Consider the following 18,992-nt stretch of genomic DNA (forward strand, 5'->3'; position numbering starts at 1 on the left):
TGGCGTCGTGACCGGTGACCCGGCTGGCCTGTCCGCTCCCGGACAGCACCACGTGTTCTACCGGCTCGGCAACGGCAACGGCACCCTCGAACATCGCTTCGTCAGCGACGACACCGGCCGACAGCGAGCAGGCTGGATACTGCACTCTATAGGTAGGTGTACGGGAGGAGCTGAGCGTGAGTTCGGACGAGGTGAGCGCGGCCGACGCGCGTACCGGAACAGTTGTGTCGCTACTGGACGGTGCCACCGGCTGGGAACCCCTCTCCGGCGGGCTCGCCCACCACGTGCAGCGAGTCCGGCTCGCCGATGGCCGGCCGGCCGTGGTCAAGCAGACCCCGGCGTCCTCGCAAAACCCGCCCGGCATGTTCGCCCTGGAAGCCGCGGGGCTGCGCGCCCTCCACGACATCGGTGGCGTTCCGACCCCCGAGGTCTACGAGGTGACCGAGCGCCATCTCGTCCTCGCCGCCCTGGCGCCCCGCCCCGACACCGACCGGTACTGGGAAGAAGCCGGCCGTACGATCGCCCGCCTGCACTCCGTTACGGGCAGCACCTTCGGCTGGCCCGAGGACGGCTGGCTCGGCCTACTCCCCCAGCACAACACGCAGACCAGCGACGGCCACGAGTTCTTCGCCACCCACCGGCTACTGCGCTACGCCACCGAGCCGAAGGTCCAACAGGTCCTGGACCCGACCGACCTGAACCGGCTGGAACGCATCTGCCACCGGCTACCCGAACTGCTCCCACCCGCCCCCGCCGTACTCACCCACGGCGACCTCTGGCGCAACAACCTCATCGCCACCGACCAGGGCACCCCCGTACTCATCGACCCCGCGGTGCACTGGAACTGGGCCGAAGCCGACCTCAGCATGATCTACAGCATCGACCCCCCGCCCGAGCCCTTCTTCGCCGCCTACGAGGAGGCCGCCGCTCCCCAGCCCGGCTGGCGGGACCGCATGGACCTGCTCAACCTCCGCGAACAGCTCAGCGTCCTCGCCCACTTCGGCACCGACCTCCCGGACTGGATCCGCGACACCAAAGCCGTGCTGCACAAATACCGCTGAACGGTGGGCTGCCGCCGGCACCGGGCGCCGCGGCGGAAGCTAGCTGGCACCCGGTCCGGCAGCGGAGGCTGGAGGAGTGCCCCGAACTGCCGTAGCTTGTCCTCATCGGGCAGGAGGCGCCATGTTTGCCGAGCACGTGCGGGACTTTGCAGCAACTGCCGTGATCTTTGGCTTCTTCGCCTCGAGCTGGTTCGGCTGGGCGCAGGAGGCGCCTCCGGGTAGGTGGCGCGGGCTCCTCGCCGCCGGCTCGGTGACCGGCCTCCTCACCGCGATCGCCGGTGCTCTGCTGACCTGGCGGCTCTGGCACAACGACACCGCCTTCGACGAGGCCACCAGCCGCGCGTTCGGGGTCGTGGTCGCCATCGAGTTCGGGGCCGCCACCCTCGGGGCGGTCCTGCTCGCGCTCCGCGGCCGACGGGACCTGATCTCGATGTGGGTCGCCTTCGTCGTCGGTGTCCACCTCTTCCCGGTCGCCACACTGATCGGCTATCCGATGATCCACCTGGTCGCCGCTCTCATCACGGTCGTCTCCGTCGCCGCGATCCCGGTCGCCCGGGCCCGGGAGCTGTCGGTGAGCGCAGTCGTCGGTGCGCCAACCGGGCTGGTCCTGCTCACCGCCGCTCTCTTCTCTGTGGTCTCCGCAGCCATCCTCGGTTTCTGAATCCCAGCGCCGCTGGACGGGCCTAATCTCGCTTGCCGCGGTCATGCGGTTGTCCGCTACGTTGCCCAGGTGACTGTCGAGGTCCCCTACCGCCCGCTCCCGGTCAACCAGTCGAACGTCCGGTACGCCCATGGCCCGGACTCGAGCGCGCAGCAGGGTGTACCCGCCGGCGAAACCATCGAGTTCGACTGGCGTGAAAGCCATGCCTACCCCGGGACATCCCGCAGGTTCTGGGTTCACCTTCCGGCGCAGTACGACCCCACCAAGCCAGCGGCGCTGATCGTCTTTCAGGACGGAAAGCTATACCTGGACCCAGCGGGAGAGGTCCGGGGCGGAACCGTCCTAGATAATCTCATCCACCACGGGAAGATTCCGGTCACCATTGGCCTGTTCGTGGATCCAGGCACCTTCGAGGGGGCCGAGAGTCCGAAGAACCGTAACGCCGAATACGACGCCTTCGATGACCGATACGTCAACTTCCTCCTGGAGGAGATCATCCCTCAGGTCACCGACCGCTACTCCATCACCGAGGACCCCGAGCTGTGGGGTATCGGTGGTGGCAGCAGTGGCGGTAACTGCGCCTTCACCGCCGCGTGGTTCCGCCCGGACAAATTCCGACGGGTCATCGGCTGTCTGTCCAGCTTTGCGCAGATGCCCGGCGGTAATCCATACCCCGAACTGATTCCCCGCGTTCCCCGCAAGCCGCTTCGCATCTTTCTGCAGGCGGGCCATCGAGACCTACACTGGAACGAGCCCGAGCGAAACTGGCTGGCCAACAACCTCCAAGTCGCGGCCGCGCTGGCGGAAGCCGGCTATGACTTCCGTCTTGTGCTGGGCGATGGTGGCCACAGTCCGAATCATGGTGGCACCCTTGTCCCCGACGCTCTACGGTGGCTGTGGCGACCGGCCGACAGCCATTGAGCCAAGCTTCTCCTTTCGCCGGACAGCCACGGGTCGTCCCGCTGGATGCACCGCGAGTGTTGCTACTCTCCGCGCAAGCGCGCTGGTCGTACAGTGTCCGATGGAAAACGAATCCAGAGGACGGGATTTCCCATGAGTGACGTTGACGGCACGTACGCCTCCGGCACGCCGTGCTGGTTCGACATGACAGTGCCCAGCCGGGACACCGCAATGGACTTTTACGGACCGGTGTTGGGCTGGACCTTCCAGGGCGACTTCTACACGATGTGCGAGGTTCGCGGAAAGCCGGTGGCGGCGATCGCCGAACCGCATCCGGGCGAGCCGGCGCCCGCCCAGTCGAACTGGACGATCTACCTCGCGACGGCGGACTGCGAGGCGGCGCTGCGACGGGTCACCGATGCCGGCGGCAAGGTGGTGAAGCCGCAGCAGGACGCCATGGTCGGCTGGCTGGCAGTCGCCCAGGACACCACCGGTGGCATCTTCGCCCTGTGGCAGGGCCGTGAGCTGAGCGGGTCACAAGTGGTTGACGAGGGCGGAGCACCCTGTTGGAGCGAGGTGACCAGCGCTGACCTGCCCGCCACCGTCGAGTTCTACCGGCGGGTCTTCGGCTACGACACCAAGCCCCTCGAGGACATGCCCTACGTGACGCTCAACTCCGGTGGTCGCCCGGTGGCGGGAGTTTTCGCCGGCGCGGAGCAGCGCCCACACGAAGGGCACGCGGCATGGCTGGCGTACTTTCAGGTCCCCGACGCGGAGAGAGCCGCGGAGCAGGCGGTGTCGCACGGTGGTCGGGTGGTGACGGCTCCGCAGGATTCGCCGTACGGCCGCAACGTCGTCCTGGCCGATCCGTTCGGCGCCACCTTCGTGGCCATCGAACGCCACGGGTAGCGACCGAGCCCCCAGAGAACTGGCCCGCTCGGCCGATAGGTCCTGACGGATCCCCGACGGGATGCGACCAAAGACCTCGTCGTTCTTCAGCCACCCGGCCTCAGCTACCGACCACCCCGCCAAAGGGCGCGTATCAGCCCGCCGCCGGTTGGATTCAGGCGTGCACCGGCTGCCGTATGTTCGCCGGTGGGCGGGCCGAGCAGGACGCAACGGGTCAACCGGACGGTCCACCGGTTAGCCGGCGGACCGTCCAGCGCGACCCGGCACCTGGGCCTACAGCCTCGGTGTCTCGGCGATATACGGGTACCCCCGATCAACCTGAGGACTGCTCGGCCGGGGCGCGGTTAACGCCGCTTCGCCCGCTGGGCGTCTTTGATGACCCGGGCTAGTCTCCGACCCGCGCGGCGCTGGGCCGCCGGGTCCGCGCGGAGCTCTGCCCATGCGGCCTCCCGGCACAGCTGATTCCAGGCCCGCAGTCGTTGCTCGCTCAGCCTCCCGTCGGCGACGGCCGCGAGCACCTCGCAGCCGGGCTCGTTGGCATGACTGCAGTCGCCGAATCGACAGCCGAGCGCCAACTCCGCGAGGTCGTCGAACCCCGCGTCAACGGTGGCCACGTCGGCGTGGACGCCGACCTCGCGCATGCCGGGGGTGTCAATCAGGCAGCAGCCTCCCTCCAGCGCGAAGAGCTGCCGGGCAGTGGTGGTGTGCCGGCCCTTCGCGTCCGAGCTGCGGACCTTTCCGGTGGCGCCCAACTCCCGGCCGGCAAGGGCGTTCAGGAGCGTCGATTTTCCTGCCCCGGATTCGCCGACGAGCACCAGGGTGCGCTCCGCGCACCGGCCGAGGAGGTCGGATATCCCGGTGGCTGTCGCCGCCGCGACAGCGATGATGTCGACGCCGGGATGCTGCTGGAGCAGACCGTTCTCGATGGCTGCGGTGGATCTCACGAGGTCGGCCTTGGCGAGGATCACCAGGGGTACCGCTCCGGCGTCCCAGGCCAGCGAGGTGAAGCGTTGCAGCCGGCCGTGGACGACCGGCCGGTCCAAGCCGCAGACGATGCCCACCACGTCCACGTTCGCGGCGATGAGCTGGCTTCCCCCGGTGGAGGGGTCACGACGGCGGAGTAGCGAGGCCCGTGGCAGCAGGTCGAGGACGCGATCGTCATCGACGACGACCCAGTCACCGACCGCGAGCGCGGGTGCCGCGGACCGTACGGGGAAGTGGCGGGTGCCACCTGCGGTGCTGATCAGGACGGCGGAGCCGTCGTGGCGGACGACGCGCCCGGGACGGCCGGCACCGTGTGCGGCGAGCGCCGCCTGCCATCGGTGCGACCAGCCCAGGGCGGTGAGAGACGAGGATGATTCTGGGGTCGCCGATGGACCCCGGTGGGGAGAAGACAACTGAGGAACCCTCTGCGTGAAGGAGTGAGATCCGATCGGGTGAACCGATCGTCACCTGATGTCGCTCAGGCGCACGAAGCGTGGCGGTTTTCAGCAGTCACATGCATGAAAACGCCACCTCCTCCTTCAGCTCCCGCAGCCTCGCGGTGAGGCCCCCGGACACACTACGCCATCTGTTCCCCCCGCGTCACGGCCGAAGGACCTCCGCGACGGGGAAGCACCCGGTCAACGGGTCGTCGTAGTGCCGCCAGGTGTCGCTGCCGTCAGCGAGTTCGTCATCGGTGAGCAGGCAGCTGGTGAGGGTGCGGCACAGCGAGACGGGGTCGAGGCCCAGGCCGATGAAGACCAGGTGCTGGTGGCGGTCGCCGTAGTAGGGGTCCCAGTCGAGTGCGGCGGCGAGCCGGCGGTGGTCGGACACGTCGTCCCAGCGGGAGTCGGGAAGGGCGACCAGCCAGTGGCCGAGGGAGCCGAGGCGGAGTCCACCCCCGGCGAAGTTCCAGGCGATCACCGTGTCGGGTTGGCTGGCGAGCCAGAGGTGCCCGCGAGAGCGTACGACCTGGTCGTTGAGGTCCTCAAAAGCGTCGTGGATGCGCCGTGGGTGGAACGGCCGGCGGGCCCGAAAGACGACCGAGACGATGCCGCAGTCCGGGTCCGGCTCGTGCACCCCGAGGACGTACCCCTCGAGGCCACGGGTGAGGAGGCCGGGGGTCTCGGGCCGGTGCCGGAGGGTGCCGCGCAGTTGGCGGGTCAGCGCGGTAGCATCGAGTTGATCATCACTGACCGGGACCTGCGTCGCCCACGGCGCCATCCGCTCGAGCAGCACCGACAGGCGACTGGTGCCGTAGGCGCCGGCTCGGGAGCGGCCCCAGAGGACGAGGGTGTCGGCGTACTCGATCTGTCGGACGATGACATCGGCCAGCGCCCGGTCGTCGTAGTCCGCCGCCGCGATGCCAAGGTGCTTCAGGTCGTCGGTGCTGACGAGTCCGTCGAGCAGATGTTCGGCATCGACGACGGTGACATAGGAATCGATCCGGATCAGGTCGGTGATCGGCGCGCCGTCAACGGGGCAGTGCGCGCAGACGGCGGCGACCACCTCGGGCTCGACCACCTCGGGCAGCATCAGCAGCAGATCGCGGTTGGGCCGCGCGCGGGCCAGCCGGGCGAGGGTGGGCAGCACATCCTCCCGCAGCGTGCAGGGGACGCATCCGTGTGCGAGCGTGATCCGCTCGTCCTCGAGTACGCCCGCGCTGTCGCGCACGACCCGTCGCACGGTGCCGACGCGCAGGTCGGCGAGGTCGTGCTGGACCAACAGCAGGGTCGGATCCGCCACCAGCAGCGTACGGGCGACGGCGTACGTCGCGGACGGCCAGAGGCCGCTGAGCACGGTCAGGGACGGCCGGGTGCCGGCCACCGCGGCGCCGGGGTCGGTGGGCGCGAGTGGAGACGTCGTCATCGCAGTCCTCTCAACTCTTAATGAAAACGATTGTCAGTCTAAGCCCATCGGGCGCGCCGGGTGGGCAGGGGCGCCAACATCCAGCCCACGCGCACCAACAAGACGACAATTGCTTTCGTAAACACCCGGCCCGGACGCACCGGGATGGAGGCGCTCGGATCACGGCCTCCCGTCCGCCTGGTGCCACCTGGGAGCGACCCGGTCGCGCCCCCACTCCTCAGGAAAGGCTGCGGACCCCTACCGTCTGCCCGCCGCTCTGCTCGCCGGTCGGCCGAAAGCCCAACCGGAGGTAGAAGCCCGCCGGCCCACCCGCCCCCGGCTCCCAGGTGACGTACGCCCGATCCCCGCCCCCTGCCCGGATCTCTTGACATACGGCGTCAACCGCGAACCGACCGTAGCCACGCCCCTGCGCCTCAGCCGCGATATTCAGCCGCCACAGGCCCGACCTCAGATCGTCGGCATCATGGTCGGGCCCCCACGGAATATTCAAGAAGGCCATAGCGAAGCCGACCAGCTTGTCGCCGTCATAGATCAACCTCGGCCAGGCATAGTCGGGCCAGACGTACGCCTCCGCGAGCGACTCGGCCACGGACTCGACAAAGTGCTCCTGATCGGGCCGCACCTCGAGCGCAAGAGCCGCCTCGAGATTCTCTGGGGTGATCCGCTCCAACCGCATGCGGCGGAACCTAGCGGCCCGGAGACAGAGCCGGCGACCGGTTTCCCCGCGGCAGGGTGGCTTCACCTGCCCGCGAATTGCGCACCCGGGCACCAATCACCACAGCGGACAGACAGCAGGCCGTTCCGTTGCCCCTGCTACGGTGTGGGAGAAGTCACCCCATCGCGAGTCGAGAAGAGATTCCCAGTGACCAACGCCCCTTCGGAAACCACGCCAACGGCCACCGAACCGAACGGGTCACTCTCCTCGAAGATCGACACTACGATCGCGCATCCGGCCCGGATCTGGAACTACTGGCTGGGCGGCAAGGACAACTTCGAGGTGGATCGCGAGGTCGGCGACCACACGATCGCTGCCTACCCACACATCATCGAACTGGCCCGCAACCAGCGATCCTTCCTGGTACGCGCGGTCACTCATCTGGCCAGAGAGACCGGCATCCGGCAGTTTCTGGACATCGGCACCGGGCTGCCGACAGCCAACAACACCCACGAGGTCGCGCAGTCGATCGCACCCGAGTCGCGCATCGTCTACGCCGACAACGACCCGCTGGTCCTGGTGCACGCGCGGGCGCTACTGACCAGCCACCCCAGGGGCGTCACCGACTACATCGACGCCGACCTGCGGGACCCGGACAAGATCCTCGCTGCGGCGGCCAAGACACTCGACTTCACCAAACCGATCGCCATCACCATGCTCGGCATTGTGATCTTCCTGGCCGATGACGACGAGGCCTACGGAGTAGTCGACCGCCTGGTCGAGGCGCTTCCGTCGGGGAGTTACCTGGCGATGACACACACCACCAACGCCATCCACGGTGCCGCGACCGACGAGGCGGTCCGGATCTGGAACGAGGGCGGCTCAGACCCGATGGTGGTGCGTAGTCTCGACGGCATCGGCCGGTTCTTCCGCGGCCTTGAGCTGGTCGAGCCGGGCATCGTCTCACTGACCCGGTGGCGACCCGACGCCGATACCGCCACCGGGCCCGAGGTTGACGAGTTCTGCGGGGTGGGCCGCAAGCCGTGACCGGCAGGTAGGGCACCACGGTCGGCAATTTTCCGATTCCGGCGGGCGTGGCCGGCCGGTCATCGGAGTGACCCGCGGCAGGAGGGGTCGTAGGCGTCATAGATAACGGTCGTGTGTCGACACCTGTCGGGCCGAGTATCGGCGGTGTGACACTGCTGTCGATCGGTCACGGGGAGGGTGAGGACCATTGGTTGCGGAGCACCAGGGCCGGCAGGAACTGCCGCCCCTCGACACCCTCGCCGACCGCTTGGAGTACCTGTTCGAGACCATCCGCCCCACACCGGAGGAGCTTGGACGGCCCGAGGAGTCCGGGCGGAAGTACACAAACAAGGAAATAGCCGACAAGATCAATGGGCACCAGGCGGAGACGGGGGTGTCGATCAGCGCCGCCTACATCGGAGAGCTACGCCGGGGGGTGGCGCAGGATCCGCGCACCTCGCATGTTCGCGCCCTGGCTCGCGCCTTCGGCATCCACTCCGGATACTTTGTGGAGGATGATACGGCGCAACGGGTCCAGGAGCAGATCCGGCTCCTCGGCGAGCTGCGACGGATGGGCGTCAAGCAGGTAGCACTGCGGCAGGTTCTCGCCGACACCGGCTTGTCCTCGGCTGACTCCCGGCTGGTGGAACAGATGGTCGCCCGCCTGCAAGCCCTCGGCGGCGGCAACCGGAACGGCCACTGACCGCCGTGCTGGTCCTGCGGTGGAGGCATGCGGACGACCGGGGAAGAACCGACGTGACCCTGCGCCAACTACGAAAGCGCTGCAAACGGCTGCTCGCCGAGCTAGCGCTGCCCGAGGCGTTCGATATGCCGGATCTGTGCCGATTCTTGGGAGAGCGCCGGGGACGGCCGATCCACCTGGCTCCGATCAGCCTGCCGGTGCACACCGTGTGCGGCATGTGGGTGCCGACGGGCACCTTCGACGCGGTCTTCTATGAGCAGGACACCTCGCCGATACACCAAATGCTGATCATCGGGCACGAGCTGGGGCACCTGCTCGCCGGACACCGGACCGCTGCCGTCCTGGCCCCGGATACCGCCAAGCTGCTCCTGCCGGACCTCGACCCCCGGACCGTGCAGCGCTTCCTCGGCCGGAGCACCTACGCCGCCGAGGCGGAGCGGGAAGCGGAGATGATCGGCTCGCTCCTGCTACGCCGGGTCCGCGACAGTGCGACCCCGGCTGGGCCGCAGCCCTCTGGAGACGATCCCGAGGCCGACCTGTGCGACCGGCTACGGCAATCGCTGGAACACCCCGGCCGGTAGCAACCGATGGACACCCTGCTCTACGGCCTCTGCGCCGGCGCTGGGTGGGCGACCTTCGCCTACACCCTACGGCTGCTGCGCCGGCACCCCACGCCGGCACGCCGTGCCCTCTGCATCTCGATCGGTGCCTTCGCCCTCGGCGCCACCCTGGCCATCCCACCGCTCGCCGCTGGCATCGAGACCGGCTTGGGGCTACCAAATCTGGCGAAGGCACTCGCCCACGGCTGCGCCATGACCATCGCCGCCTCCGCCGAGCGCATGCTGCTGTACCTCGCGCTGCCCGCCGCGCAGGCGGCCGCCCGGGCCCGACACTGGGTCTGGATCACCGCCGGCGCGTACCTGCTCATGGTCGCCCTGTATGCCCACACCCTCGGCTACGACCAGCCGGTGCAGTTGACCGTCGAGTACGCCACCGACCCGGCAGTCTCGGCATATCTGCTGATTCTCCTGGTGGCGGGCTTCTTCGCCTACTGCATCGACATCGCCCGGCTGTGTTGGAGGTTCGCCCGCATCTGCGGCCGGCCCTGGCTCCGACGTGGCCTGCGCATCACCGCTGCCGGCGCCGCGGTCGCCGTGCTCTACAGCACCAACAAGGTCAGCTACCTGGTCGCCCACTGGGGCGGGCTACAGCCAACCGGCGAACGCGAGATCGCCGCGGTCCTGGTCACCATCAGCGCACTACTCATGATGATCGGCCTGACCATGCCCGCCTGGGGCCCACTGATACCCCTCCCCCGGTGCTCGGACGACCTGCGCTCCTACCGTCGCCTCGGGCCACTGTGGCACGACCTCACCGCGGCGCTGCCCGAGCTTGAGCTGGACCCACAACTCCGCCGGCCGCTCGTCGCCCTACGTGACCTCGATTACGCGCTGACCCGTCGCGTTGCCGAGATCCGCGACGGACGGCTGGCGCTGCGCCCCTTCCTGGACGCCCGGGTCACCCAGGCCGCCAACACCCTCGCCGAGCAGGCGGGACTCGTCGCCGAGGACCGGCTCACCACCATCGAGGCCGCCCAGTTGGCCTTCGGCCTGCGAGCGCACCGAGCCGGCGTCACCGCCGCCCAGCCGCATCCAGCCGAGGCCCCACCCCGATCGGTCGACGGCTACGCCGGCGAGATCATCTGGCTCACCCGCGTCGCGACCGCGTACCACCAGTCCCCGGTGGTGGCGGCCGCCCTCGACGCCACCGAGCACCTCACCGCCGCCGACGCCCGGCCGCAGCCCGCTGGAGGCCCCCGCCCGTGAGAGACCGCCTCGTTCACCTGCACCGGATCCGCTCGCTCGACCCCGACGACGACCACCTGACGATCTACCAGACCATGCTGCGGTACGAGTTTCCGTGGGACATGAAGCTCGGACTCAACCTCGCCTTCAACCGCTCGTTCTCGATCCCGGAGATCGCCGCGGTGCACACCGCCACCGGCGAACTCACCGAACGCACCCAGCAGCGGATCGACGACACCGGCCTGCTCATGTACGAGCTCATCCTCAACGGCTTCGAGCAGCCCCGCGGGCGGGACGCCCTCCGCCGGATCAACCAGATCCACCGCTCCCACCGCATCAGCAACAACCACTACCGCTACGTCCTCGCCTGCCTGATCGTGGTCCCCACCCGCTGGCTGGAACGCTACGGCTGGCGCCGACCCTGCTGCCACGAGCGGCGCGCGACCTGGCGGTTCTACCTGGAGTTGGGTCGCCGGATGGGAATCACCGACATCCCCGACTCCTACGAGGCGGTCGAGACCTGGTTCGACGAGTACGACCGGGCCCAGCTGCGCCCCAACGACGACGCGGCCGCGATCGAGCGGGCCACCCGGATGCTGATGCTGAACCGGCTACCCGCTGCCCTCGCCCCGGTGGGCAACGCACTGGTCAGCGCCATCTACGACCCACCCCTGCGGGCCGCGACCCAGGTGCCGAACCCACCCTGGCCGGCGCGCGTCGGACTGCACCTGGCCCTTCGCGCCCGCGCACACACGCAACGCTGGCTCAGGCGACCGCCGACAGTCCCCCTGTTCGCCGACGGCATCAAGACCAAGACCTACCCCCACGGGTACGACATCAGCCAGCTCGGACCCAGCCCACCCGCCGCGGCCGGCGACACCCCGGCTCCGAACTCGCACGACTAACCAGGATCCGACCGGCGACCTGCCCGGCGGGGCCAGGGCATCGGTACCGCCCTGCTGCGAACAGCGATCCGTGTGGTCGGCGAGCAGGGCGGCGGCGAATCTCACCTCACCGTCGACGAGGTTGATACGGACGCCCGGCGGTTAGCGTCCGCTGCGGCGCGTACCCGGACGGGACCGGCTGGAGAAGGCCGCTGCCCCGGACCGGGTCGGTACGGACCGCGTCGGTGCGGACCGGGTCGAGGTGGTCGGCGCCGGTTTGCCGCCGCGCTGCCTCCGGCCACCGTGGGCGGGCCGCGCCTCCGGCTGTGGGCCACCAGCGGGCGGTACGGGCTGGGGGGTCAACCGCCGTTCGCCCGGGGCGATCTCGCGGAGCAGCGCGTCACCCGGGCGCGGTCGGCTCGTGGTCGCGGTGATGCCAGCCTTGCGGGTCAAGGCCCGCACCTCGGTCACCTGCGCGTCGGTCATCAGGGTCACGACCGTCCCGTCCGCACCAGCCCGAGCGGTACGGCCCGAGCGGTGCAGGTACGCCTTGTGCTCCACCGGCGGGTCGGCGTGTACGACCAGCGCCACGTCGTCGATGTGGATGCCCCGGGCGGCGATGTCGGTGGCGACCAACGTGTGCGCCTCCCCGGTGGCGAATGCCCGCAGATTCCGGGTACGGGCGCCCTGGGCGAGGTTGCCGTGCAGTTCGACCGCGCTGACCCCGGCTGCGGCCAGCCGTCGAGCCAGGGTTTTCGCACCCCGTTTGGTACGGGTGAACACCACCGTACGGTTCGACGTGGCAGTCAACTCGACCAGCACGGCGAACCGGTCCTCGGCCTGAACGTGCAGCACGTGGTGGGTCATCGCGGCGACCGGCGACAGCGTTGAGTCGACGCTGTGCACGACTGGTGTGGTGAGGAACCGCCGCACCAGGACGTCAACGCCGGAGTCCAGGGTTGCGGAGAACAGCAGCCGCTGCCCGCCGCGCGGGGTGCGCTCCATCAGTCGCCGTACGCCGGGCAGGAAGCCGAGGTCGGCCATGTGGTCGGCCTCGTCGAGGACGGTGATCTCGACGGCGTCCAGGTGCGCGTGCCCGGCCTCGACGTGGTCGGTCAGCCGTCCCGGGCAGGCCACCAGGACGTCGACCCCGGCTTTGAGCCCGGTGATCTGGGGCCGGGCGGCGACACCGCCGAAGATGGCCATCGTGCGCAGCGACAGCGCCTGGGCCAGTGGCGCCATCACGCGGTCGATCTGGGTGGCCAACTCACGGGTCGGCGCGAGGATCAGCGCCCGGGGGCGGCCAGGGCGACGTCGCGTGGGGTTCGCGGCCAGGCGGGTCAGCACCGCCAGCACGAAGGCGTAGGTCTTACCCGAACCGGTACGACCCCGGCCGAGTACGTCCCGTCCGGCGAGCGCGTCCGGCAGGGTCGCGGCCTGGATTGGGAACGGCCGTTCCACCCCGGCAGCGGCCAGTTGGCGGTTGAGCGCGTCGGGCACGCCGAGGTCGGTGAAGGTCAGCGAGTCGGGCAGGGTGCGCTGGGAGTCAGGCGAGGTGTTCTGGCGCGGGCGGCTTGCCGCCATGGAGGCTCCGAAGGTTGAAGGGGGGCCGTCCCGCCCGGCGCTGACCGTTTCGGTCGCGGCGTGTGACGTGGGCATCGAACCCGGTCGTTCTGCTGGAAGGGCCGCGTGCCAAGTCTAGCCGAAGCCATTCCGGAGCACGTTGCCCACCGTCGTTCTGCCATCAGCACCATCCGCATGCTTCCAGCACGATGAATAGATTACTGAACGGGTCTGCGGGGTTGCGATGGGCGCTGATAACGTGCCGCACGTGACTGATCGAGCGGCCTCCGGACGGGAATACTGGCCCAACGACGAGCATGCGCCTACCTCCGGCGGCCACGACCAGTACGGTCTGAGCACCCAGCCGGTTTCGGGCGGTTTCGCCGCACCGCCGCTTTCCGGTGACTTCGCCGCACCAGCACCGCAGCGCCGGATCGTGCCGTCTCCGCCCCCACAGCGGGGGAAGCTGCTGCGCGGCGTGATCGTCGGGGTGCTCGCCGGTGCGTTGGTGGCCGGGGTCGGCGCGTTCGTCCTCGGCCGAACGACTGCCCCCGACAGCACCCCGGTCGCCGCCCCGCAGTCGGACGCACCCGCCGAAGAACCGGCTCCGGCTGAGGCACCGCCCGAGGAACCCACCGACCCGTTCGCCACCGCCAACCGCGCGGCGTTCCCGGATGACCTGATCCCGTTGGCGGAGCCGTGGCTCGCCGACATGAGTAGCTGCGCCGCGAACACCGATGACGGCGGCCCGGCCCTCGGCCCCGGCGAGCGCGCCCACGTGCTGTGCCGGGACGGCGGCATGTATCTCCACTTCGTCGCGTACCAGTCAGCCGAGGGGCGAGCCGCCGACCTGAGCTTCCGGCAGCGGATCGCCCGCGGATCGGCGAGCGACCGACCCGATGCGGAGGAGCCCGGCGAAAAGCTGGGTGGCGTCACCGGCGCTCCGGGGATGTACGTCGAGTACACCACCCCGACCGGCGAGGTCCCGGCGCTCTGCGGAATCTGGTGGAACCCGGACGGCACCGATACCGCTGTCTTCGTGGACGTACTCTGCGACAGCCTTGGTGGCAACTGGGACTCGCTGCGGTCCGTCTGGCAACGACACAGTTAGTCGCAGTCCAGTTCACTGTCGACAAGCGGCGCGGCGGGGCCGCCGTCTCAGCCACCCAGATCTCCGCGCTCTCCATTGTCCGGCTCGCTCTGACCCGAGTGCCGGAAGGACCAGCCAGTCGTGGTCCATGTGTTGCACCATCCACCTCCCATCTGCGTTTCAGGCACTGCACGCCGCGCCGGATGTGACTCCTTTTCGTGCCGAATGGCTGTCCTTCGCAGGGTTACTCATCGGCTGAGGCCCGCGTGAATGCGGCGACGTCGAAAACAAAGCTTTTTCCGGCCGCATCCAGCGTTGTGTGGAGCGAGCGTAGCGCTCTTCACCAGCTAACCTGACTAATCCGGATTTATCATCAGGAGGCAGACATGCAGCTCTCGTACTCCCGCCGGGTGGCCGCAGGTGGCGTGCTCGCCGCGCTGACATTCGCCGGAGTCGGTGCGCTCACCGCGACCCCGGCGTACGCGGCGGCCACAGCCGAGGTCTCTGCGATCCACGGCATCCCGGGCACCCCGGTCGACGTGTACCTCAATGGGGAGAAGACGCTGGACAACTTCGCGCCCGGCGAGGTGGCGGGCCCGCTGAGCCTGGCTGCGGGCGTGTACGACATCGCGCTGACCGAGCCGGGCGAGCCGGTGGCCAACGCGTTCCTCACGGTCGACGACGCGGAGGTGCTGGGCGGAACCAACATCAGCATGGCCGCCCACCTGGACGCGAGCGGCCAGCCGACGCTCACCTCCTTCGTCAACGACACCTCGAAGGTGGACGTCGGCAAGTCCCGGCTGATCGCCCGGCACATCGCTGCCGCTCCGGCGATGGACGTACGGGCCGGCGGCACTTCAGTCTTCACCAACCTGACCAACTCGAACGAGGCCAAGGCCGATATGGAAGCCGGAACGATCACGGCGGATGCGGTGCTCGCCGGCACGGAGACCGTCACGATCGGCCCCGCCGACCTGGAATTGAGCGAGGGTACCGCGACGATCGTCTACGCGTTCGGCTCGGCCGATGCCGGCACCCTCGAGGTCGTGGCGCAGACCATCACCGGCCTGCACTCCACCCCGTCCGGGGTGCCCAGCGGCTCCGGCGGCCTGGCCGGCACCGGGGCGAGCACCTGGTGGTACCTCCTGGCCGGTGCCGGCGCCCTCCTGCTGGTCGGTGGCAGAGCTCGGGTCGCCACCGCCCGGAGGAACAGCCGGTGACGGTGCGCAACCGCGGGGCGCTGGCGGCGATGGCCGCCGGCGCCGCCGCCCTCACCGTCGCGGCGGTGGCCGCCGTTGCCGCTCGGCCGGCGGCGGATGTCGGCGCGGACGAGGTGACCGCCCTCGCCAGCCCCGCCCCCGCCGCCGGAGGGGCCCGAACGCCGGTGCCGGTACGCAGGGGCGAACTGCCGACCGGCATCGAGGTTGTGCCGCCGGTCGGCCTACGGATCCCGACAATCGGGGTGACCGCCACGGTGAACGCCGTCGGCATCAACCCACAGACCGGTGAGTTCGAGGTACCGCCCAGCGTGGACCGGGTCGGCTGGTACCGCTACGGCCCGGGGCTGGCGGCGCCGGCGGGCTCGGTGGTGATCGCCGGCCATGTGGACAGCGCCACCCAGGGCGAAGGTGCGTTCTTCCGGCTCCGGGAGTTGGACCGGGGTGACCACCTGACCGTGACCGGCAGCGAGGGGCAGGACCGCATCTACCGGGTGATCGCCCGGGAGGAGTACCAGAAGACAAAGATTCCGCTGGACCGGTACTTCGCCCGCGACGGCGACCAGCGGTTGACCCTCATCACCTGCGGCGGGCCCTTCGACGCCGACACCCGCCGATACCGCGACAACCTCGTGGTCACCGCGGTCCCGACCTAATCGACCGGGTCGGTTGGTCGACGACCGCGCGCAGCGCCGGATAGCGCTGCCGGAGGCGTCGTTCCAGCTGGCCGTGCAGGGTGCTGCGGGCGGCCGGGCAGCCGTTGCACGCGCCGGCGAGGCGGACGGTCACCACGTCGTCCCGCACGTCCACCAGGTCGATCCGACCGCCGTGCGCGGCGGCGAACTGCCCGACCGGCCCATCGAGGAGCTGCTGGGCCAGCGTACGCAGCACCGCGTCACCGACCCGCGCACCGGAATCGGGCACGACGTGCCAGCCGTCGGGTTCCCCGAGCGCGGCGTGCAGCGCGCCGCGTACCCGTGGCCCCTGGTCTTGCCAGCTGCGCCGCGGGCCGAGTCGGGTGACCACGGCGGCGGGTTCCAGCCGGAGCTCGGCGAGGGTTCCGTCGGCGAGCAGCCCCGCCAGCGGTGGCGGGGCCGTGGCAACGACGCCGACCGGGTGGAGCAGGTCGGCGGGGATGACCCAGCGCAGCAGATCCGGTTCGTCGGCGCAGCGCTGCGGGTGCAGGGGAACCATCCGAGTCACCCCACGAAGAAGGCGGTGACGGTCCGGGCAAGGTAGGCCATCAGCCAGGCGGCCACGGTGAGGTAGCCGAAGGCCACCAGCGGCCACCGCCAGGTGCCGGTCTCCCGCCGGATGACCCCGACGGTCGCCATACATTGGAGGGCGAAGGCGAAGTACACCAGCAGCGCGGCGATCGTCGGCGCGGTGAAGATCGGCTGCCCGGCGCGCGGGCCGTCCGAGTAGGTCATGGCCCGCAGCGCGTCACCCGGGTCTTCGGGGTCCTCGGCCGCCGCGACCTGGCCGAGGGTGGCGACGAACGTCTCCCGCGCCGACTGGGCGGACAGCACGCCGACATTGATCCGCCAGTCGAAACCCAGGGGGTCGAAGACCGGCGCCACCAGCCGGCCGACCTCGGCGGCGTAGCTGTGGTCGACGACGTAGGCCGACACCGCCGCCGAATCAGCGGTGTCGACGCCCGCGGCCTGCATCCGCTCGGTCGAGTGCAGCGGCAGGTTCAGCAGCAGCCACAGCACCATCGTGGTGGCCACAATGATGGTCGAACACTTACGGAGGAACGAACTCGCCGCGCCCCACACCGCCAGCAGGACCGCCCGGGGCGAGGGCAGCCGGTACGGCGGCATCTCGAGATAGAACGGCGTCGGTTGGCCACGACGGTCGCCGAACTTCTTGAACGTCCACGCGGCCAGCATCGCCGCGACCGCACCGAGCAGGTACAGGCCGAACATGACCAGACCCTGCAGACCGAACGGGCCGAACGTGGCGGCGGGGTCGACCAGCAGCCCGATCAGGACCACGTAGACGGGAAGCCGCGCGGCGCAGGTCATCAGTGGCGCGGCCATCATCGTGGCGATCCGGTCCCGGGCCGAGGGCAGGGTGCGGGTGGCCATGATGCCGGGGATCGCGCAGGCGAACGAGGACAGCAGCGCCACGAAGGCGCGCCCCTCCAGCCCGAAGCGGCCCATCACCCGGTCCATCAGGAACGCCGCGCGGGACATGTAGCCGACCCCCTCGAGGAGGGAGATCAGCAGGAACAGCAGCATGATCTGGGGCAGGAAGACCAGGACGCCGCCGACTCCGCCGATCAGGGCGTCCCCGAGCAGACCCGACAGCCACGGATTGGTGACGTGCACCGACACCCAGCCCGACAGTACGCCGAAGAACGCCTCGACCCCTTCCTGCAGCGGAGCAGCCAGGGTGAAGACCGTCTGGAAGAACAGCACCATCACGGCGAAGAAGACCACGGTGCCCAGGATCGGGTGCAGCAGCACCGCGTCGAGCCGTCGGGTGCGGCCGTGCGGTTGGGCCGCCCGGTACCCGGCGTACGACAGGACGGACTCCACCCAGGCGTCCCGCTCACCCGGTTCCACCGGTGGTGGTATCACCGGCGTCGGCCACTCTCTCCAGTCGAGCAGCTGTTCCCGCAGCTGCGCGATGCCGTGACCGCGGTGGCCGACCACCGCGACCACCGGCACGCCCAGGGCCTGGCTCAGCGCGTCGACATCCACCGCGCCCTGGCGGCGGAGCAACTCGTCGGTGAAGGTCAGCACCACGCAGCTGGGAAGGCCCCGGGCCAACACCTGCGCGACGAATCCCAACGAGCGCCGCAGGGTCGTCGCGTCAGCCACGATCAGCAACGCGTCCGGCGCCCGCATGCCGTTGCCGTCCAGGACATCGACCAGAACCTGCTCGTCCAGACTGACCGGGTCCAGCCCGTACGAGCCGGGGAGATCCTCGACGGCGAACTTACGGTCGCCGACCCGGCAGGTCCCGGCGAAGCGGGACACGGTCACCCCGGGATAGTTTCCGGTCTTGGCGTTCAAGCCGGTGAGGGCGTTGAAGACGCTCGTCTTGCCCGCGTTGGGGGCACCGACCAGGGCCACCTGCGGCAGCTGGGTCAGTGGGGCCGCGGGCTGACCGCTCTCGTGGCAGGAGCTGCTCACCGGTCCGCCTCGACCACGTTCACGCACGACGCCTGCGCCCGGCGTAGGCAGATCTCGTAATCTTTCACCAGGTAGATCAGGGGGTCGCGCAGCGGTGCCCGACGCAGCATCCGGACCTCCGTGCCCGGCGTGAAGCCGAGGTCGGCCAGGCGCCGCGCGACCGCCGGGGAACCGGGCACCGAGACGCTCACCACCTGCGCAGTGACGCTCGGGGTCAGGTCGGCCAGCGTCCTTTCGCCGCACCGAGCCTCAGCCTGGGGCCGACGGTCGGGCCGGGCCTCAGCCCCGGGCCGACCGTCGGTCCCCTGTTCGAACGTCCTGCTCGTCATGCACGCCCCCAGCCAGACTCACCTTGGATTAGGTAAGGCTAACCTCAGGAAAACTCGCTGGAGCATGACCTTCGGCCCCTCTTCTCGGGACAGTTGCGGGCCAGCTGGGCAGCTGCCCAGCTCGCCGGGCCAACGCACCGGGGAGAGACTCCCCGCCCAGATCCGACCCAGGCCCGAGGCAGCGCAGCGCTACCCC

Annotated in this window: 19 protein-coding genes and 1 pseudogene; 12 read left to right on the forward strand and 8 right to left on the reverse strand. The window is 69.7% G+C overall.

What is annotated here, in order from left to right:
- The first annotated feature begins 176 nt into the window (after positions 1–176).
- The 4 genes from H0524_RS18985 to H0524_RS19000 all read left to right on the forward strand — a co-directional run bounded on the left by H0524_RS18985 (position 177) and on the right by H0524_RS19000 (position 3,531).
- Positions 177–1,061, forward strand: a complete 885-nt coding sequence (locus H0524_RS18985; protein WP_180199856.1) for a fructosamine kinase family protein — start codon at positions 177–179, stop codon at positions 1,059–1,061.
- Between the two features lie 121 nt (positions 1,062–1,182).
- Positions 1,183–1,722: a hypothetical protein gene (locus tag H0524_RS18990; RefSeq protein ID WP_180199857.1), complete on the forward strand. Its 540-nt coding sequence runs from the start codon at positions 1,183–1,185 to the stop codon at positions 1,720–1,722.
- A gap of 69 nt (positions 1,723–1,791) precedes the next feature.
- Positions 1,792–2,643: an esterase family protein gene (locus tag H0524_RS18995; protein WP_180199858.1), complete on the forward strand. Its 852-nt coding sequence runs from the start codon at positions 1,792–1,794 to the stop codon at positions 2,641–2,643.
- 132 nt (positions 2,644–2,775) lie between these two features.
- A complete protein-coding gene (locus H0524_RS19000; RefSeq protein ID WP_180199859.1) occupies positions 2,776–3,531 on the forward strand; it encodes a VOC family protein in 756 nt (251 codons plus the stop codon).
- 344 nt (positions 3,532–3,875) lie between these two features.
- Here H0524_RS19000 and rsgA read toward each other — a convergent pair whose 3' ends face one another.
- From rsgA to H0524_RS19015, 3 genes are all read right to left on the reverse strand, one after another.
- The gene (gene rsgA, locus H0524_RS19005) at positions 3,876–4,868 is read right to left on the reverse strand and encodes a ribosome small subunit-dependent GTPase A (RefSeq protein ID WP_180200015.1); all 993 of its coding nucleotides are present in this window, start codon (positions 4,866–4,868) and stop codon (positions 3,876–3,878) included.
- 247 nt (positions 4,869–5,115) lie between these two features.
- Entirely contained in the window at positions 5,116–6,381 is a 1,266-nt protein-coding gene (locus tag H0524_RS19010; protein WP_180199860.1) for a GTP-binding protein, read from the reverse strand.
- Between the two features lie 217 nt (positions 6,382–6,598).
- Positions 6,599–7,057: a GNAT family N-acetyltransferase gene (locus H0524_RS19015; RefSeq protein ID WP_180199861.1), complete on the reverse strand. Its 459-nt coding sequence runs from the start codon at positions 7,055–7,057 to the stop codon at positions 6,599–6,601.
- A 186-nt stretch (positions 7,058–7,243) separates the two neighbouring features.
- Here H0524_RS19015 and H0524_RS19020 point away from each other — a divergent pair, with 186 nt between their 5' ends.
- The 5 genes from H0524_RS19020 to H0524_RS19040 all read left to right on the forward strand — a co-directional run bounded on the left by H0524_RS19020 (position 7,244) and on the right by H0524_RS19040 (position 11,475).
- The gene (locus H0524_RS19020) at positions 7,244–8,083 is read left to right on the forward strand and encodes an SAM-dependent methyltransferase (RefSeq protein WP_180199862.1); all 840 of its coding nucleotides are present in this window, start codon (positions 7,244–7,246) and stop codon (positions 8,081–8,083) included.
- A 187-nt stretch (positions 8,084–8,270) separates the two neighbouring features.
- Positions 8,271–8,765, forward strand: coding sequence for a hypothetical protein (locus H0524_RS19025; protein WP_180199863.1), 495 nt, complete (start codon positions 8,271–8,273; stop codon positions 8,763–8,765).
- 53 nt (positions 8,766–8,818) lie between these two features.
- Positions 8,819–9,346: a hypothetical protein gene (locus H0524_RS19030; RefSeq protein WP_375372014.1), complete on the forward strand. Its 528-nt coding sequence runs from the start codon at positions 8,819–8,821 to the stop codon at positions 9,344–9,346.
- A 6-nt stretch (positions 9,347–9,352) separates the two neighbouring features.
- The gene (locus H0524_RS19035) at positions 9,353–10,591 is read left to right on the forward strand and encodes an MAB_1171c family putative transporter (RefSeq protein ID WP_180199864.1); all 1,239 of its coding nucleotides are present in this window, start codon (positions 9,353–9,355) and stop codon (positions 10,589–10,591) included.
- Complete coding sequence (locus tag H0524_RS19040; protein WP_180199865.1) at positions 10,588–11,475, forward strand: oxygenase MpaB family protein; 888 nt, start codon at positions 10,588–10,590, stop codon at positions 11,473–11,475. The genes H0524_RS19035 and H0524_RS19040 overlap by 4 nt, the downstream gene beginning before the upstream one ends.
- Before the next feature lie 141 nt (positions 11,476–11,616).
- Here the strand turns inward: H0524_RS19040 and H0524_RS19050 are convergent, their stop codons facing one another.
- Positions 11,617–13,038, reverse strand: a complete 1,422-nt coding sequence (locus H0524_RS19050) for a DEAD/DEAH box helicase (RefSeq protein WP_180199866.1) — start codon at positions 13,036–13,038, stop codon at positions 11,617–11,619.
- A gap of 223 nt (positions 13,039–13,261) precedes the next feature.
- Between H0524_RS19050 and H0524_RS19055 the strand changes: the two genes are divergently transcribed.
- Positions 13,262–14,128: a hypothetical protein gene (locus tag H0524_RS19055; protein ID WP_180199867.1), complete on the forward strand. Its 867-nt coding sequence runs from the start codon at positions 13,262–13,264 to the stop codon at positions 14,126–14,128.
- A gap of 94 nt (positions 14,129–14,222) precedes the next feature.
- Here the strand turns inward: H0524_RS19055 and H0524_RS25040 are convergent.
- Positions 14,223–14,342, reverse strand: a pseudogene (locus H0524_RS25040) (RNA polymerase sigma factor); the annotation flags it as partial.
- Positions 14,343–14,493: 151 nt separating this feature from the next.
- Here H0524_RS25040 and H0524_RS19060 point away from each other — a divergent pair.
- Positions 14,494–15,327: a DUF4397 domain-containing protein gene (locus H0524_RS19060; protein WP_180199868.1), complete on the forward strand. Its 834-nt coding sequence runs from the start codon at positions 14,494–14,496 to the stop codon at positions 15,325–15,327.
- Positions 15,324–15,980, forward strand: a complete 657-nt coding sequence (locus H0524_RS19065; protein ID WP_180199869.1) for a class F sortase — start codon at positions 15,324–15,326, stop codon at positions 15,978–15,980. The genes H0524_RS19060 and H0524_RS19065 overlap by 4 nt, the downstream gene beginning before the upstream one ends.
- Here H0524_RS19065 and H0524_RS19070 read toward each other — a convergent pair.
- The 3 genes from H0524_RS19070 to H0524_RS19080 are packed head-to-tail and all read right to left on the reverse strand — an operon-like array spanning position 15,961 to position 18,796.
- Positions 15,961–16,518, reverse strand: a complete 558-nt coding sequence (locus tag H0524_RS19070; RefSeq protein WP_180199870.1) for a NifU family protein — start codon at positions 16,516–16,518, stop codon at positions 15,961–15,963. The genes H0524_RS19065 and H0524_RS19070 overlap by 20 nt on opposite strands.
- A 5-nt stretch (positions 16,519–16,523) precedes the next feature.
- A complete protein-coding gene (locus H0524_RS19075) occupies positions 16,524–18,467 on the reverse strand; it encodes a ferrous iron transporter B (protein WP_180199871.1) in 1,944 nt (647 codons plus the stop codon).
- The gene (locus tag H0524_RS19080; RefSeq protein ID WP_180199872.1) at positions 18,464–18,796 is read right to left on the reverse strand and encodes a FeoA family protein; all 333 of its coding nucleotides are present in this window, start codon (positions 18,794–18,796) and stop codon (positions 18,464–18,466) included. The genes H0524_RS19075 and H0524_RS19080 overlap by 4 nt, the downstream gene beginning before the upstream one ends.
- Between the last annotated feature and the right edge of the window lie 196 nt (positions 18,797–18,992).

It is taken from the genome of Salinispora sp. H7-4 (assembly GCF_013416675.1).
GTDB classification, from domain to species: domain Bacteria; phylum Actinomycetota; class Actinomycetes; order Mycobacteriales; family Micromonosporaceae; genus Micromonospora; species Micromonospora vitiensis.